The sequence below is a fragment of the Lutibacter sp. TH_r2 genome (assembly GCF_033101135.1).
Taxonomy (GTDB): domain Bacteria; phylum Bacteroidota; class Bacteroidia; order Flavobacteriales; family Flavobacteriaceae; genus Lutibacter.
Map to the genome: position 1 here is coordinate 1 of NZ_JAWMPV010000004.1, position 18,065 is coordinate 18,065.

The 18,065-nt window shown below is 30.0% G+C and carries 9 protein-coding genes and 1 pseudogene; 1 reads left to right on the plus strand and 9 read right to left on the minus strand.

The window, feature by feature from the left end:
* The 9 genes and pseudogenes from R3X25_RS11815 to R3X25_RS11855 all read right to left on the minus strand — a co-directional run.
* Positions 1 to 114, minus strand: a pseudogene (locus R3X25_RS11815) (transketolase family protein); the annotation flags it as partial.
* 16 nt (positions 115 to 130) lie between these two features.
* Positions 131 to 973, minus strand: coding sequence for a transketolase (locus R3X25_RS11820; RefSeq protein WP_317675077.1), 843 nt, complete (start codon positions 971 to 973; stop codon positions 131 to 133).
* A 2-nt stretch (positions 974 to 975) separates the two neighbouring features.
* Positions 976 to 1,629: a fructose-6-phosphate aldolase gene (fsa, locus tag R3X25_RS11825; RefSeq protein ID WP_317675078.1), complete on the minus strand. Its 654-nt coding sequence runs from the start codon at positions 1,627 to 1,629 to the stop codon at positions 976 to 978.
* A gap of 22 nt (positions 1,630 to 1,651) precedes the next feature.
* Positions 1,652 to 4,279, minus strand: coding sequence for a glycoside hydrolase family 3 protein (locus R3X25_RS11830; RefSeq protein WP_317675080.1), 2,628 nt, complete (start codon positions 4,277 to 4,279; stop codon positions 1,652 to 1,654).
* 34 nt (positions 4,280 to 4,313) lie between these two features.
* Positions 4,314 to 5,693 carry an endo-1,4-beta-xylanase gene (locus R3X25_RS11835; protein ID WP_317675082.1) on the minus strand — a complete coding sequence of 460 codons (1,380 nt, stop codon included), beginning with the start codon at positions 5,691 to 5,693 and terminating at the stop codon, positions 4,314 to 4,316.
* A 71-nt stretch (positions 5,694 to 5,764) separates the two neighbouring features.
* Positions 5,765 to 7,375 (minus strand): carbohydrate binding domain-containing protein, encoded by a 1,611-nt coding sequence (locus tag R3X25_RS11840; protein WP_317675084.1) that lies wholly within the window; start codon positions 7,373 to 7,375, stop codon positions 5,765 to 5,767.
* Between the two features lie 14 nt (positions 7,376 to 7,389).
* Positions 7,390 to 8,910, minus strand: a complete 1,521-nt coding sequence (locus R3X25_RS11845; RefSeq protein ID WP_317675086.1) for a RagB/SusD family nutrient uptake outer membrane protein — start codon at positions 8,908 to 8,910, stop codon at positions 7,390 to 7,392.
* Positions 8,911 to 8,929: 19 nt separating this feature from the next.
* On the minus strand, positions 8,930 to 12,049 hold the full coding sequence (locus R3X25_RS11850) for a TonB-dependent receptor (protein WP_317675088.1): 3,120 nt from the start codon (positions 12,047 to 12,049) through the stop codon (positions 8,930 to 8,932).
* Positions 12,050 to 12,270: 221 nt separating this feature from the next.
* Positions 12,271 to 16,359 (minus strand): two-component regulator propeller domain-containing protein, encoded by a 4,089-nt coding sequence (locus R3X25_RS11855; protein WP_317675090.1) that lies wholly within the window; start codon positions 16,357 to 16,359, stop codon positions 12,271 to 12,273.
* A 453-nt stretch (positions 16,360 to 16,812) separates the two neighbouring features.
* Between R3X25_RS11855 and R3X25_RS11860 the strand changes: the two genes are divergently transcribed.
* Entirely contained in the window at positions 16,813 to 18,057 is a 1,245-nt protein-coding gene (locus tag R3X25_RS11860) for a glycosyltransferase family 4 protein (protein WP_317675092.1), read from the plus strand.
* The last annotated feature ends 8 nt before the right edge of the window (positions 18,058 to 18,065 follow it).

Here is an 18,065-nt window from a genome sequence, read left to right on the forward strand (position 1 = left end):
TATTAAATCGGCGCATAAAGCTACTACATTAGGGTTTGTTCTTCCTAATTCTGCTAAACCAGCTCCAAATCCGCTTCGTGTATCTTTTTTCTCTGTAAAAGTGTATTTTTTCATTTTACTTTCTTCAATATTAATAATCACCTAAAGTTTCTGGGTTTTGAGCCAATCCATTCTCTAATTGCATATCGTTTGGAGCTTTCCCATGCCAAGCGTGTGTATGCATCATAAAATCTACACCATTTCCCATAATTGTATGTAATAAAATACAAACAGGTTTTCCTTTTCCTGTTTTAGATTTTGCTTCTTTTAAACCAGCAACAACAGCTTTTATATTGTTTCCTTCTTTAATATGAAGCACTTCCCAACCAAAAGCCTTGAATTTAGCTTCTAAATCTCCTAGAGGAAGAACTTCTGAAGTTGGCCCATCAATTTGTTGTCCATTAAAATCTATTGTTGCAATTAAATTATCTACATTTTTACCAGCAGCGTACATGATTGCTTCCCAATTCTGACCCTCTTGTAATTCTCCATCACCATGCAAAGTATACACTAACCTTGTATCGTCGTTTAACTTTTTAGCTTGAGCAGCACCCAAAGCAACTGATAAACCTTGACCTAAAGATCCTGAAGCCATACGGACGCCCGGCAAACCTTCGTGCGTAGTTGGATGCCCTTGTAAACGAGAATTTAACAACCTAAAAGTTCCTAATTCTTCAACTGGAAAATAACCTCTATGTGCCAAAACACTATAAAAAACTGGTGAAATATGTCCGTTAGACAGAAAAAATACATCCTCATCTTTTCCGTTCATATCAAATTCATTTTTAAGCTCCATAACTTCATTGTATAAAGCTACTAAAAACTCTGTACAACCTAAAGATCCTCCTGGATGACCAGAATTTACTTTATGAACCATTCTCAAAATATCTCTTCTTGTTTGAGAAACTATTTCTTCTAATTTATAGATTTCCATACTTAATTTCCTTTTGCATAATCTGCTAAAAATTGAGCTAAACCACTATCTGTTAATGGGTGTTTTAATAAACCTGTAATAGAACTTAAAGGCCCAGTCATAACATCACTTCCTAATTTTGCACAATCAATTACGTGCATTGTATGACGTACTGATGCTGCTAAAATTTGAGTTTCAAAACCGTAATTATCGTAAATAGTTCTAATTTCTGAAATTAAATGTAATCCATCAGTTGATATATCATCTAAACGTCCTAAAAATGGAGAAACATACGTTGCTCCTGCTTTTGCAGCTAATAATGCTTGACCAGCAGAAAACACTAATGTAACATTTGTTTTTATACCTTTATCTGAAAAATATTTACAAGCCTTAACACCAGCAGCTATCATAGGTAATTTAACTACTATTTGAGGATTTAATGCTGCTAATTCTTCTCCTTGTTTAATCATTCCTTCGTAATCTGTTGCTATAACTTCAGCAGAAACATCTCCATCAACTACCTGGCAAATATCACGGTAGTGTTGCAATATATTTTCAGCACCAGTAATTCCTTCTTTTGCCATTAATGATGGGTTTGTGGTAACGCCATCTAAAACCCCTAAAGTTTGTGCTTCCTTAATTTGCTCTAAATTAGCTGTGTCTATAAAAAATTTCATTTTAATTTTAAAAAATTTGAGTTTATTTAATTTGATATGAATTTCCTTCAATTCTAACATTTTTTGAAATCACTTTCTTTTGAAGCTCTCTTTCTTTTGTATACTGCATTCCTCCTACAGAAATAAATATATTTTTCTCTATAACTTCTAAATTATGATTTTCTAAATTTACTTTAGCCAACTGCTTTGGTTGAACTTTAAATAACATTGTTTTGGTTTCACCTACTTTTAAATGAACACGTTCAAACCCTACTAAACTTTTAATTGGATTATGTCCATCATCTTGTTGATTAACATACAACTGAACAACTTCATCTCCTTCAAACTTCCCTGAATTAGTTACATCCACTTCTACTATTAATTCTTCTGAAGTTTTTATAGTTTCTGCAACTTTTAAGTTTTTATACTCAAATGTTGAATAACTCAAACCAAAACCAAAATCATACAAAGGATCTCCTTTGAAATATCGATAGGTTTTTCCTTGCATATTGTAATCTTCAAAAGCAGGAATATCCTTAATACTTTTATAAAAAGTTAATGGCAATCTACCTGCAGGGTTGTAATCTCCAAACAACACGTCAGCTATTGCAGTTCCTCCTGCTTGACCTGGATACCAAGCCTCAACTATTGCTGGTATATTCTCTTGCTCCCAATTAACAGATAAAGCGCTACCATTTTGTAAAACCAATACCATTGGTTTACCTAACTTTTTCAGTTTTTTCATTAAATCAGTTTGAGCCTTTGGTAATTTGGTATCTAATCTATCTCCATGTGCAAAACCTTCAACTTTTACTTTCATTTCTTCACCTTCTAACAAAGGACTTAATCCCATACATAAAATTACTACATCTGATTCTTTTGCTAATTGAATAGCTTCTTTTTCTAAATTAGAATTTGGAACTTGCCAAAGCAATTGCATCATTGCACGTTCTGTATTATCTTGCTTATATTCTAATTTAATTTCATAAGCTTTACCTGCCTGTAAATTCACATACTCATACTCTTTTCTAGGATGATGAACATCTTCTCTAGCTACTAGTAATTTGTTATTTATATATAATTTCATTCCTGAAAAAGCTTCACCTCCAATGGCGTAATTTCCAGTTTCATCTACAGATAAATAACCTGTCCAACGTGCTGAAAACTGATCATAACTCATATCTTTAAAAGGCGCTTTAGTACCCCAAACAAAATCTATATTTTTATCTACCCTTTTATGAATAACTTCTCCAGACAAATCAATACTATTAAAATACTCCCCATTTAAACCATTTGAAGTCAACTCTTTATCTGCAAACAAAACCGCAGATGGTATAATATCAAAAATTGGTAACCCTTTTGCTAGTGGTGTTCCTACTGCATAATTTACTTCTGCATTCGGTAGCTTTTGTTGAATACCTTTTAATGGAGTAATTGGATTTGATGGATAACCATTGTAATTTGCTAATAAGGTTTCCAAATCATCAGCATTTGGACCAATAACAGCTACTTTTTTTACATTTTTACTTAAAGGAAGTGTGTTATTTTCATTTTTTAATAAAACAACTGACTTTCTTGTTGTTTCTAAAGCTAGTAATCTATGTTTTTCTGAATCAACAATATCATACGGTATGTTTTCATATTTAACTGCTCCTTTTGGGGCAAACAAACCTACTTTCATTCTTGCAACTATCAATCTTTCTATCGAAACATCAATCTCCGCTTCAGTAATATATCCATTTTTTACAGCTTCTACTAAAGCAGGGTAAGAGCTACCACAATTTAAGTCTGTTCCTGCTTTTACAGCCATTGCAGCTGCTTCTTGTTCTGTTTCAACAATTTCATGTGTATCTTTCTTGAAGAAGTCAACTACTGCCCAACAATCTGAAACTATATAACCTTTAAAATTCCATTCTTTTCGTAATAAATTACTTAATACCGAATTTCCACAACAAGGTAATCCATTGTAACTATTATAAGCACACATTACAGAATACACATTTGCTTCTTTTATTGCTTTTTCAAATTGTGGACTATAGGTATTAATCATATCAAAAACTGAAGGTTCAGCATTAAACTTATGTCTATCAGCTTCAGGTCCGCTATGTACAGCAAAATGTTTTGCTGTAGCTATTAGTTTTAAGTATTTAGGATCATCTCCTTGAAGTCCTTTAATAAATTGAACTCCAAGTTCTCCTGTTAAATAAGGATCTTCTCCATAAGTTTCCATTCCTCTTCCCCATCGTGGATCTCTAAAAATATTGATATTTGGTGTCCAATAAGTTAATCCTTGGTAAATTCCTCGTTTTTCTCTTGATACAAACTCCTGATGTTTTGCTCTAGCTTCATCTGAAATAGCTGTGGCTACTTTAAACATTTGTTCTTTATCCCACATTGCTCCCATTCCAATGGCTTGAGGAAAAACTGTAGCTTCTCCTGCTCTAGCAACACCATGTAAACACTCATTCCACCAATTGTATTCAGGAATTTCTAAATGTTCAATTGCAGGAGATTCATAACTCATTTGAGATACTTTCTCTTCTAATGTCATTAAAGAAACTAAATATTTTGCTCTCTCTTCAAAAGTTAAGGAATCATCTTTATGCATAGGTAGTTTATTATTACAAGAAGTAATTAGGATAGTTAATAGCGTTCCTATTATCAACTTCATTTTCATTTTTATAAGTTTTAATTGATTTAATTAATTACTTCAGACCTTCTAAAAAACCTGTGTGTGCTTTTTTAATTTCAAAATTAGTATCGTATAATAATGGCCATTCATTGTAATTATTATAGAATGATAATAGCCACGATTCATCATCTTTCATTCCCCAAATAGTAATTGCATATTTATTTTCTGTTGGAATAGCATTGTAAACTTCTACAACTTCTTTTATTTTATTTTTTTGAGCAACGGCTCTTTCTGCTGTTAATTCCGTAATATCCTTATCTGGATTTACACGAACATCTAACTCTGAAAAATGAAGTTTTAAACCTCTATCCACTACTTTATCAACAGCTGTTTCCATTTGAGCTACAGATGGGCTGTTATATTGAATATGCATTTGAAATCCAATACCGTCAATTGGTACATTATTAGTTTGCATATTATCAATTAAATTAAATATTGCGGCTTGTTTTGTAATATCTGTAGTTACAGAGTAATCGTTATAAAATAACAATACATCTGGATCTGCATCACGTGCAAATTGAAAACATTTTGCTACATAATCATTTCCCATTTTTTGACTAAATACAGTGCTTCTTATAGATCCATCCGTATTATTAATGGCTTCGTTTACTACATCCCATGAAGTTACTTTACCTTTGTACCTTGTTAATACAGCTGTAATATAATCTTTAACTTCTTGTTCAAACTCTGCATCAGTTCCTGTATAATTTTCTAACCAATCTGGAGTAGATTCGTGCCAAACTAAAGCGTGACCGTGAACATTAATTCCATTTGCTGTTGCATAATCAACTAGTGCATCTGATTTTGACCAATCATAATTACCTTTTGTTGGTTGAATTATATTCATTTTCATTTCGTATTCTCCTGAAATACTTGAAAATTCATTTTTTAAAATTTCATCATATTTAGATCCATCTGTAAGTTGATCTGATTTTACAGCCATTCCAACATAAAAAGTGGTAGCAGTATCTTTTAAATAAGTTGTAAGTTCTGGTCCATTTGCTTCTAGAGTTGTTACTTGTAATACTCCTGAATTTTTTGATTTTTCAGTACTAGATACAGCTCTAACTCTGTAAAAGTAATTAGTACCTTCATCTAAACCATAAACATCTTCACTAAACATAGTTGTTGATTTTGCTTCATAGCCAACTACAAAAGATTCAAAATCTTCATTTATTGAAATATCTAACTCGTAACCATCTGCATTATAAACTCTTGTCCAACTTACGGTAAATCCTTCTGAAGTTACATTAGTTGCTGAATTAATAATTGGGCTACCTAATTCTGTATCCTTTGCAATATCACTATCATCTCCAGCGTCTGCACAATTAGTAAGTGTAAATAAGCTTCCTATGATAAAGATATAGAATGTATGTATAAATTTTATTTTCATTATTTTCTGTTTTGAAGGGTTGCTCTAATAAAATGAGCAACCCTGGTTAACTCAATTAATCTATTACTGAATTATATTTTTTCTTTAAGTTCAATACTATCAACATAAAATGTGCCTTGAGAAACTCCCATATCTAATACCAAACTTGTTGAAGCATCATTTGCTACAAAATCCCATGTAACTTGTTGCCAATCTGATGTTACTGTAAAATCTGGACCATATAAAGCTCCTGCTGCTGCATTTGTTGAAAACCGAACTGTAGCAGTTTCACCTTTAATCCACATTGAAGCAGTGTACTCTTTATCAACTTCAGTATCTACGGGATCACTTACAAATTGTGTATCCCAAGAATTTCCTGCTGCAGGGTTCACCACTTTTAATGCTCTTGCTCCACTGTATATTTCTGTAGTTTCAGCAAACATTCTATCTGCTCCATTCCACATTCCCCAGTTTTCAAAATTATCGCCATCTCCTAATTCTAAATCACTATTCAACAAAATATTTTGTGGACCTGTAGGTGGTAATTTTGATGGCTGTACTGTTTCGTAAACTTGCCATTTTATATTATCAAATTGAACTATAGATGGGTTTGGTGTTACTGCGTTTTGATTAATACTAACTTTAACTTGATTTAAAGCTGCAGGATTTGCATCTCCATTACTTTGATTAGATGGATCGTAGTTTTTACCAAAATCTGCAACTAAACCTTCAATTGTTTGCCATCCATCAGTGGCTATTACGTAATTAAATGCCCAGTTTACACCATCAGTATCAACAATAAAAACATCTACACTTGTTCCAATAGCTCCATTTGCATTTACATCCATTAAAAACACAACTTTTTCTGGATTTGATTCTTCCATCATTAACGCTCCTGCATCTGATTGAGATCCATTATAACCATTTGCTGTTGCTCCTGCCCAAGTAAGTTCAGCATAATTCCCTGAAATACCACCTGCTTCTTTATATTCAAACGTGTTGAAATCTCCATAAGTAACCCAATTGTTATTTGGACGTAAACCTCCACCATCAAAATCAGTAACTAACAACTCTTCAAACCCTAAATAAATATCTAATTCTTTTGTTATAGAACCGCCTTCTGTAATAATTTCTAATTCACCTCCTTGTGTTAAATCTACTGGAATTGTAAATGTTATTTGTTCTGAAGAAACTACATTAAACTCCATTGATTCTCCTTGATAAATAACATCTAACACATTGTAAAACCACTCTCCATTCACTTCTACTTGATTTCCAACAGTTGGTCTTTCTGGGTTAAAATTTGCGATAAAAGGTGTTGGTTGTAAAATTTCAAAATTTGATTGAAACGATGTTCCATCTTCTTTTGTGAATGTAATTATTTGATTTCCAAACCTACTTCCTTTTGCTTCATCAAAAGGTACTGTAAATGATATTGCTAAATTTGAATTAAATACTGGGTTAAATAAAACTTCAACCTTGTTATCAAAAAATATAGTTTTTACATTTTGAAGGTCTTCGCCTTCCGCCATTACAACGTCTTCTGGATATGCTTTATTTACACCCAAACCTGTATCCGATGAATATATTCCCGAAATTACAGGTTCTAGCATATCATCATTATCATCACAAGCAGTAAATACAAATGTACTTGCAAGAAAAATGAATAAATACTTTATATATTTTATTTTATTTGTATTCATAATTTTATAAGTTTTTAAAATTCAAATGCTACAGGTTCTTCTAATAACAAAGGATTCTTTGCCGTTTCAGCACTTGGAATTGGTAATAAAAAATCACTTTCTGAAGGTGTAACCTTTTTAGATGCAATAATATTTATATCTCTATCTTGATAAACACCTCTTTCTTGATTTGCTATAATTTCTAATGCTTCAGCTCTATCTCTACGAGCTAAATCGAACCAATAATCACCTTCTACAACAAATTCAATTCTTCGTTCATTAAAAATATCTTCAGCTGTAATTTCATCTTTAGCATCTAATCCTGCTCTAGTTCTAACTGCGTTATATGCATCAAGTGCATTTTGATCTGTAGTTGAAGTGTTGTTTGCTAAAATACTTTCAGCGTGCATTAATAAAATATCTGCGTAACGTAAAATATTAGTATTTACTTCTGTTGACATAAAACATACATTCCCTTCATCTGGAGAGCCTACTACATATTTTCTAAAACCTGCAATTGTACTTGTTAAACCATCTTCTGGTACTGTATAGCCACCTTCTGCAGTTACTAATTCTGGATAAAAACTTCCAGGCTCCATAATAGTTCTATAACGTCTTAAATCATCATCTTCATAAGCATTCATTAAATCTATACTTGGTTGAAATGTTCCCCAACCATCACCTACTTGTGTTAATTTTGGTGAAGCTGCTAAATACGCTTGATTAGGATTTTGAAATCCCCAATCTCCACATGCAACCCATTGTAAAGCAAAAATAGATTCTATGTTATTATTATAATCTGGATTAAATAAGTCTTGATAATTAGCCATTAAACTATACTGTTCACTATTAATAACTTTTGAAGTATAAATATTAGTGTTTGTATAATCGCCTTGTGCTAAATATACTTTTGCTAACATACCATCACAAGCTGATTTTGTTGCTCTACCTAGATTGTTAGCATCCCATTGAGAAGGAAGTAAACTATAAGCTTTTTTATAATCATTTATAATAAAAGTGTAAATATCTTCTACTCTATTTCTATAAACTGGTTCTTTTGAATTTATTTGTTCTACAGAATGAATAATAGGTATTGCACCCCAAATTCTTACCAAATAAAAATATGCTGAAGCTCTCATAAAATAAGCTTCTCCCATTACTTGGTCTATAACCTCTTTTGAAACGTCTGCTCCTACTTTTGTTTCTAAATTATACATTAGAACATTTGCATTTGCTACTACGTTGTATAAAGAATCCCATCCTTCGTTTGCAAATTGGTTAGCTCCGTTTACAGAAAAATTCTCAAATTGCGCAAGGTCAGAATAACTTCCAATAGCATTGCCACTATATAAATCTCCTATAGTTATTAGAAATTTTTCGTTAAAATAAAACCAAGGATAACCATATAATGGACTTCCTGAACTTAATACCTGTTGATCTGTGTTGAAGAAATTATCAACGGTTAAAGCATCTTCTGGTGGATTGTCTACAAAATCTTCTGAACAAGATGCTGCAAATATCAACACAAATACTATTAATAATTTATATATTTTCATAATAAAATGTTTTAGTCAATTAAAATTCTACATTTACTCCTATCATATATGTTCTTGGCACTGGATACCTACCATTATCTATTCCCATCATCATTGAATTTTGGTTAAATGCTCCAATTTCAGGATCGTAACCAGAATAATTAGTAAATGTGTATAAGTTTTGGATAGTAGTGTAAAATCTAACTTTACTTATTAAATTTTGTTTTTCTATAGCTACTGAAGGTAATGTATATCCTAAAGTTATGTTTTGAATTCTTAAATAAGAACCATCTTCAACAAATCTATCTGATACACCTGCATTACCATTTGGATCACCAAAAACAAACCTTGGTATATCTGTATTTTCATTTACACCTTCAATAAATCTATTGTTTACAACTACAGATTGATTACCATTTAACTCTAACATACCTTCGGTTAACTTACGTGTCCAGTTATAAACATCATTCCCATAAGAACCATTCATTGCAATTGCTAAATCCCAGTTTTTATAGTTTAAATTATTTGAAATACTAAATGTAAAATCTGGATGTGGATTACCTATATAGGTTTTATCTTTATCATCAATTACATTATCTTCATTTATATCTTTCCATTTTATATCACCAATCCAAATACCAGTATCTTCATTAATATCTCCTTGAGAAGGACTACTATATAATTCTTCTTCGCTTGTAAACAAACCATCAGAAACATAACCATAATACAATCCTACTGGTTGACCAACAGCTGTTTTAGTTATGGTATTATTAAATTCAATTGTTTGGAATATAGCTGAATTATCATCGGCTAAAGAGACTAATTTATTCTTGTATTTTGAAAATACGAAAGAACTTGTCCAATTAAAATTATCGGTTGAAATGTTATGTGTTGTTAACATTACATCAATACCTTTATTTTCCATTTCACCTAAATTTACAAACGGAGGTTGTAACCCTAAATACGAAGCAACATTGTAAGCTCCTAAATAACTTGGCAATGGTTCTTGAAACAAGAAATCTGCTGACGTTTTCTTATATAAATCTATATCTAGTTTTATTTTATTATCGATAAAGCCAAGCTCTATACCTAAATTTGTAGACTTGGTAGATTCCCATTTAACATCTGGATTTGCAATATTTTGTTGTGTAAACCCTGTACCGTAAGCAGTTGCAACATTTCTTAACGCTGCTCCATATTTATAACCACCAATATTTTGATTTCCTACTTCACCATATCCAATTCGTACTTTTGCTAAACTGATAATATCTTCAGTGCTTTCCATAAAGTTTTCTTTACTTAAAACCCAAGCTGCAGAGAATGATGGAAAATATCCCCATTTGTTATTATCTCCAAAGTTTGACGAAGCATCGGCACGCATAGTTGCTGTTAACAAATACTTACTATCAAATGAATAATTTACTCGCCCAAAGTATGACATTAAACTCCAAGTGCCTTTCCAGTTATCATTTCTTGCTGTATCTTCATCTCCTAAATTAATAGTGCTAATATCATTGGTTAAGAAATCTCTTCTGCTTAAACTTACACCTTCCCATTTAGACTCTTGCGACTCCATACCTACCATTGCATTAACAGAATGTTTACCTATGGTTTTATTGTAGTTTAAATAATTTTTATAAATCCAATAAAAGCTATCTGTATTTTGTTTAGCTGAAGTTGCAACACTATTGGATTCTATTCCCATTTCATAAGTTGGATTAAATACTGCTACTTTAGTAGTATTATAGTCATATCCTAATTCTGTTCTAAAAGTAAAATCTTCAAAAATTGAAAATTCACCAAAAAAGTTTCCGTTTATTTTAAAACGATCTAATTGGTTATTTCTAATTTCTGCCCATGCTACTGGGTTTCTTCCATTACCAACTCCTGTATTGTCTGTTGGTCCTCCCCAACTTCCATCTGAATACCTTACTGGAACTGCTGGAGATTGTCTAACAGCACTACTAATTACACCACTTTCATCATCATTAAAAGTTATATGTTCACGTGATTTACTTACAGTAATATTATTGCCTACTTTAAACCAATTATTTACCTTATGTTCTAAATTTAATCGAATAGCAACTCTGTTAAAATCTGAATTAATTACTATACCTTCTTGGTCGAAATAGTTTACTGATGTATAAAATTTTGTTTTTTCTGTTCCTCCTTTTACAGATACTTGATGATTCATAATTGGAGCCACTTGAAATATTTCTTTTTGCCAATTAGTTCCACTTCCTAACAAGGCTGTATTTTGTAACTCTAAAGGAACTGATTGCCCTCTAACTGCTGCAATTTCTTTATAAAATTCTGCATACTCTTGTAGGTTCATTAAATCTATATATGTTGGTGTACTTTGATAACCTAAATAAGATTCATATGTAATGGTTGATTTACCATTCTTTCCCTTTTTAGTTGTTATTAAAACTACACCATTAGACGCTCTTGAACCATAAATAGCTGTTGCCGATGCATCTTTTAATACTTGCATAGATTCTATGTCTGAAGGGTTTAAGTTGGAAAGTGCACTAACTTTAGTTTGCCCATTTCCACCACCTAATGATGAAAAAGAAAACGAATCGTTATTAGAATCTGCTTCAACTGGAACTCCATCAATTACATATAATGGCTCATTATTACCCGTTAACGAAGTTATACCTCGTACTCTAACAGAAACTCCACCTCCTGGTGCTCCAGAATTTTGCATTACTGTTACCCCAGATACTTTACCTTGTAAAGCTTGATCTACTCCCGTAAAAGGTTGATCTTCTAATGCATCACCTTTTATTGTTGCAATGGAACCTGTTAAATCACTTTTTTTAACAGCTCCATATCCAATAATTACAACTTCATCTAAAGATTGTGCATCTTCTTTTAAAGTAATATTAACTGTAGTTTTACCATTGAGTGCTACATTTTGAGTTTGAAACCCAACATAACTAACAATTAATGTGGCATTTGATGAAACTTTTTCTAAAGTAAAATTCCCATCAAAATCTGTTATAGTACCATTGTTGGTACCTTTAACTAAAATACTTGCTCCAGGTAATGGTCCGCCTCCATCGGAGACTTTTCCTGTAACAGTTTGACTAAAAATTACGCTTCCTGATAATAATATCAACAGAAGAAATAATTTTTTTACAAATTTGTTGTTCATAATTAATTTTTACTATTTGGTTAAATAAATTTGTGTTTTGAATTTTTTATATAGCATTACTAAAACGTTTTCAAAAAATTCATATTAAAAGTACGTTTAACTATAATTAGGTATTAACATTTTTGTTGCATTCAGTTGCACTATTGTTTCAATTCAACATAACAAACTGTTTTTAAGTGTTTTATGCATAGCTAACAAAACTAATATCATACGATAAAGTTTTATTCGACTTCTGTAGGTAATTTTCCAAAGCGTTTTTTAAAGCATTTTGTGAAGTATGATGGTGATGCAAAACCAACTTTGAATACAATTTCACTAATTGCATACTGTTTACTTTCTATTAATTGCTTTGCTTTTTCTAATCTAACATTTCTAATAAATTCATTTACAGATGTTCCTGTTAATGTTTTTAGCTTTCTATATAATTGACTTCTACTTAAAAACATTTCTTCTGCTAATGATTCAGCTGTTAAATTAGAATCTGCTATATGTAATTCTATATACTTTAATGCTTTTTGAATAAATTGATTATCTAAAGTGGTAGTATTTTCTTTTGTTTTGTTTGAAACTCCTGTATAAAACTTGTTGAAAAGAATTTGTCTACTAGATATTAATTGTGTTAGAGTAGATTTTAAAATTTCCATATTAAAAGGTTTGCTTATATAGGCGTCGGCTCCAGAATCTAAACCTTTTACCTTATCTTCAACCATAGATTTAGCCGATAACATTAATAATGGAATATGGCTAGTTTTTAGATTGCTTTTTATGGCTTTACACAACTCAACTCCATCCATTTCTGGCATTACTACATCTGTTAGTATAACATCTGGTAATTTTTCTACAGCTCTTTTTAACCCAATTTCTCCATTTGATGCTGTAATAATTTTATATGTTTTTTCTAATACTGACTTTAAATAGTTTCTTAATTCGGTATTATCTTCAACAATTAATAAAGTATATGCTTTTTTATTAACACTATCTTGCTGTTTAATTTCAGAAACTAAAGAGGTGTCAATATTTAGAATAACATCTGATAGTTTTTCGTCAATTTCTGCTTCTTCGTCTATACGTTTTGGGTTTTTATTAATTATTGGAAGTATTACTCTAAACTGTGTGCCTTTATTTACCTTACTATTTACTTCAATTTCACCTTTGTGTAATTCAATAAAATCTTTTACAACTTCTAAACCTATTCCTGTGCTCCCATAATAGCCTTTATTTAATTTATTTACTTGATAAAAACGCTCGAAAATTTTTGTTAACTCTTTTTTTGAAAGTCCCTTTCCTGTGTCTTTAACAATAATTTCAAATGCTTCTACATTTTTATTAGGATTCACTAATTCTAAATACTTAGGTTTTTCTATTTTTTTGGTTAAAACTATAATTTTACCTTTATCAGGTGTTACTTTAAAAGCATTTGATATAATATTGAATAATACTTTTTCAATCATTTGTTTATCTATATATGATTGAAAGTTTTCACTTTTAGATTCAAAAACCAACTCAATTTTTCTATGAGCTGCCTCTTCTTTAAAGCAACTAACTACTTCATTTACAAAAGAAATAATATTTACTTTTTCGGGTTTTAACTGAATTTTATTCGATTTTAATTTTCTAAAATCCATTAACTCATTAATTAATCTGTTTAGTCTTTCTGCATTTTTCTGAATGATGTTTAACTTTTCATTTGCTTCCTCTGAAAATTCTATTTTTTTATCTTTTAACAAATCCTGTAATGGATTTAATATTAACGTTAATGGTGTTCTAAATTCATGTGAAATATTAGTAAAAAATTGTAACTTTTTATTGTTTAGTTTTTCTTCTTGAATACGTTTATCTCGTTCAAATTTTACGGCTTGTTTCTCTTTAAATCTTTGTTGTAAAATCCAATTTATGGCAAAAATTAACCCAACAAATAATACTAAATATACAACATACGCCCAATTAGTTAAATACCAAGGTGGCAACACTTTAATATTTAGTTTTAATGGTTTTTTTGTCCAAACTCCATCATTATTTCTTGCCTTTACATTAAACACATACTCTCCTGCTGATAAATTAGTATATGTTGCACTTTTATTGTTTCCAACATAATTCCATTCTGGATCAACACCTTCCATAAAATATGCATATTGGTGCTTTTCTGGTCTTGTATAATTTAAACCTATATAATCAATTGTAAAAACTGACTGACTATGTTTTAATGTAATGTTTTTTGTGCATGAAATTGATTTTGAAAGTAGCGAACCTTTTTTGGAAGGGCTAATTGATTTGTTAAACAATTTGAAGTCTGTAAAAAATAATTTTGGTTCAATCTTATTCTTTTTCATTTTATCAGGATGAAAATAATTTACGCCTTGATATCCTCCAAAATATAAATTGCCTGATTTACTTTTTAATACTGCATTATAATTGAAATCGTTTAACAATAAACCATCATCTTTTGTAAAATTAATTCCAATATTATTTTTTCTATCTAATTTAGTTATTCCACTTGTTCCTGCCACCCAAATATTTTCACGCTCATCTTCAACTATTGAACTTACATACATTTCGTTAAAACCGTCAGTTTCATTATACCAATTAAACTTTTTTATTGATTTAAAATAGCTGAATAAACCTGCTCCATCAGTTCCTACCCAAATTAGTCCATCTTTAGATTGTGTAATTGAAAGTATTCGATGTGTACTTGAGTGGTTTCTTAATTTAACAGACATTTTATCTCTTAAGGATGTTACTTTCAGATTTTCTTTGTTTTGAGTTACACTAAACAAACCATCTGTTGTACCTAGCCAAATTATATCTTCTGTATCTACATATAACTTTCTAATATCTGCATTATGCAATTCATATTTTAAAAAATCTTTTGTATTGCAATGGTAGATTGATTTTGTTTGAGGATCTAAATAATGAAGTCCATTTAAAAAGGTTCCTATCCATAGTTTTCCTTTAGAATCTTCTTGAATACTTAAAACCCTATTTGATGTTAAATTACTATTTTCAGTATTGTAGTTTACAATTTGTTTAGTTATTGCGTTTATTTTAAACAAACCTTTTGTCCATGTACCAACCCAAATTTGCTCTTTACTGTCTATATAAATAGTTTGAATATCTTTACTTATTCTATTTTTAACACTATTATTTAAGTGATTAAATAAGCCATTTTTATTATAAATATCAATTCCTCCACCATCTGTAGTGATCCATAAATTTCCTTGGCTATCTTCCTGAATACCGGACACAGAATTTGCCGATAATGAATTTACATTGTTAGTTACACTTTCAATGGCTTTAAATTTATTGTACAATTCATCAACAACGGCAACTCCTTTATTATAAAATCCAAGCCATATTCTATTCTCATTATCTTTTAACAAAGACCATACTGAATTTGATTTTAAACTTGAAGGATTATATTTATCGTATAAATAGTTTTTCTTTATTTCCCCTTTTTTATTTAAAACAAATACTCCGTCGTTTTCTGAACCACAAATAATATGATTTTTATATTCAATTATTGATAGAATTCTTTTATCAGTAATTTTAAATTTATGAATATTGCTTGTTAAGGTTTTTAATTCTTTTTTAAATAGACCTTTGTTACTTGTTCCTATCCATAAGTTTTCTTCAGAATCTTTAAAAAGTGATTCAATAGAAACATCTGCTAAAACTTTATTAATACTATAATTATCTTTCCCTGATAATTGAAACAAACCATTTGATGTTCCAATAAAAAAATTATTTTCCGATGTTTTTACTATTACATTTATTAAAAAAACATTTCCAAAACGTTCACCAAAAGGAATTCTTTCAGATTTAAATGTTGATTTGTTCATTTTAAACAAACCGTACCCATAAGATCCTAAAATAAGTTCTTCTTTATTAAGTTCTGCAATAGCTTTTATTTGAATTGTATGATTTTCTTTAGCAGAAAACGCACTATTTAAATTTAAGCGTTTAAAATTATCTAGCTCTTTATTGTAAAGGTTTAAACCTTCATCAGTAGTAATCCAAAAATTGCCTGTTGTATCTTCAAAAATAGAATGAATTAATCCACTATCAATTGAATTAAAATCATCCCACTTATATTCATATAACTTATAATTAATACCATCATATCGATATAGTCCTGCGCCATTAGTTCCAAACCATATAAATCCTTGAGAGTCTTGTTTTATATATGATACAGCTCTTTTAGTTATACCTTCCTTAATATCAACAAACTTAAATTCAGTTATTCCTTGTGAAAAACAGATATTTGATACTAGAAAAATAAATAATATTTTTAAGAGCTTTAAGGTTTTAATCATTTAGGTGTAATTAATACGTAAAAATATTAAAAACTCTATACACATACTAAAACAAATGTTTCAAATACTGAAATTATTGATTCATTTTAAACACCTTTATAAATAAATACACTAGTTAAACTTTAAAATATAATTACTCTAACAAAGGTAAAACTGTATATAATTAATATTATATAAGTTCAATAGCCAACTAAAAAAATTGAATTACTCTTAATAACAAGCGTTATTAATAAAAAAAAATCAACACTAAACTATAACTTTACAAGAAAACCTATTAAATTTTATTTTTTCTAATTATCAATTTATCAAAATAAGTACACTAAATTTAAATACTGTTATTTAAATGTTATTAAAATTTACGAAGTGGTAATTCATTAAACATAAACCTTTAAAACCTTTTATTTTTTTCTTAAAAATGTATCTTTAAGCTATACTAACTTTTATTTTACAAATATGCGAATAGGTATTATTATTGGAAGAATTGGAGGTGTAGATGGTGTTGCGCTAGAAACTGAAAAATGGATTGACGTTCTAAAAAAATTAGGACACGAAATATTTATTATGTCTGGTGAATTTGAATCTTGGAATTTAGATTATGAACACGATTATTTATACCCTACCCTATCTTTTTTCTCTGCGGAAGCAGAATGGGAACAACGTAAAGCTTTTTTTGAACCTGATGAAAGTCCAGAACCTCTTTTGGAACATGTAGAAACTTGGTCAAATGCTATTGAAAAAGAAATGAGAAAATGGGTAAAAGACAAAAAAATTGAAGTTTTACTTTCTGAAAATGCTTCAGCACTACCCTGCCAACTATCTATGGGAGTTGCTATTAAAAAACTAATTCAAAATACAGGATTACCAATAGTAACTCACGATCATGATTTTCATTGGGAACGTGGACAACGCTACGTTTCGGTTCATCCTGAAATTAACAAATATGTAGATGATAATTTCCCACTGTTACTACCAAATGTAAAACATGCAGTTATCAATACTTTTGGAGTTGAAACCTTTAAAAATAAATTTAACATCGATGCTACTTTAGTTCCTAACGTAATGGATTTTAATCGTGTGTACGGTGTTCCTTCATATAGTAATCAATTTTTTTTAAGAGATATTGGCGTTAATGAAGATGAAATTGCTCTATTACAAGTTACGCGTATTGTAAGACGCAAAGGAATTGAAACTGCAATTTCATTAATTGACAAACTTCAAGATAAAAAGCTAAAACTAGTAATTACAGGTAATAATAATGATGACGAAAATAAAGAATATTACAATGAATTGATTGATCAAATTCACGAGTTAAACCTTTCTAATCAAATTATTTTTGCAGACCAAAAAGTACTAGATCATAAAGATCTTTCTGATGTTTATGCACACGGTAGAGCTTGTACTTATTTTAGTACTTATGAAGGTTTTGGAAATGCTTTTGTAGAAAGTGTACTTGCTAAAAAACCAATTTTTGTAAATAACTACAAACCAGTTTACATGCAAGATATTGGTAATAAAGGCTTTGAAACAGTAATGATTGAAGATAGTAATTTAACCAATAAAAGTATACAACAAATGTCTGACATTATTTATAGTCCAAAGCGTTGCATAGAAATTGGAGAATATAACTTTAAACTAGGGAAAAAATATTTCTCTTATGAAGTACTTGAAGAAAAATTAACCGAACTTTTTAAATTTTAGAAATAACG

What these genes read in the sequence shown, in the direction of transcription:
- R3X25_RS11835 (WP_317675082.1), bottom strand. Translation starts at nt 5,693, where the DNA reads ATGAAAATAAAATTTATACATACATTCTATATCTTTATCATAGGAAGC.
- R3X25_RS11850 (WP_317675088.1), bottom strand. Translation starts at nt 12,049, where the DNA reads ATGAACAACAAATTTGTAAAAAAATTATTTCTTCTGTTGATATTATTA.
- R3X25_RS11860 (WP_317675092.1), top strand. Translation starts at nt 16,813, where the DNA reads ATGCGAATAGGTATTATTATTGGAAGAATTGGAGGTGTAGATGGTGTT.
- R3X25_RS11855 (WP_317675090.1), bottom strand. Translation starts at nt 16,359, where the DNA reads ATGATTAAAACCTTAAAGCTCTTAAAAATATTATTTATTTTTCTAGTA.
- R3X25_RS11845 (WP_317675086.1), bottom strand. Translation starts at nt 8,910, where the DNA reads ATGAAAATATATAAATTATTAATAGTATTTGTGTTGATATTTGCAGCA.
- R3X25_RS11820 (WP_317675077.1), bottom strand. Translation starts at nt 973, where the DNA reads ATGGAAATCTATAAATTAGAAGAAATAGTTTCTCAAACAAGAAGAGAT.
- R3X25_RS11840 (WP_317675084.1), bottom strand. Translation starts at nt 7,375, where the DNA reads ATGAATACAAATAAAATAAAATATATAAAGTATTTATTCATTTTTCTT.
- fsa (WP_317675078.1), bottom strand. Translation starts at nt 1,629, where the DNA reads ATGAAATTTTTTATAGACACAGCTAATTTAGAGCAAATTAAGGAAGCA.
- R3X25_RS11830 (WP_317675080.1), bottom strand. Translation starts at nt 4,279, where the DNA reads ATGAAGTTGATAATAGGAACGCTATTAACTATCCTAATTACTTCTTGT.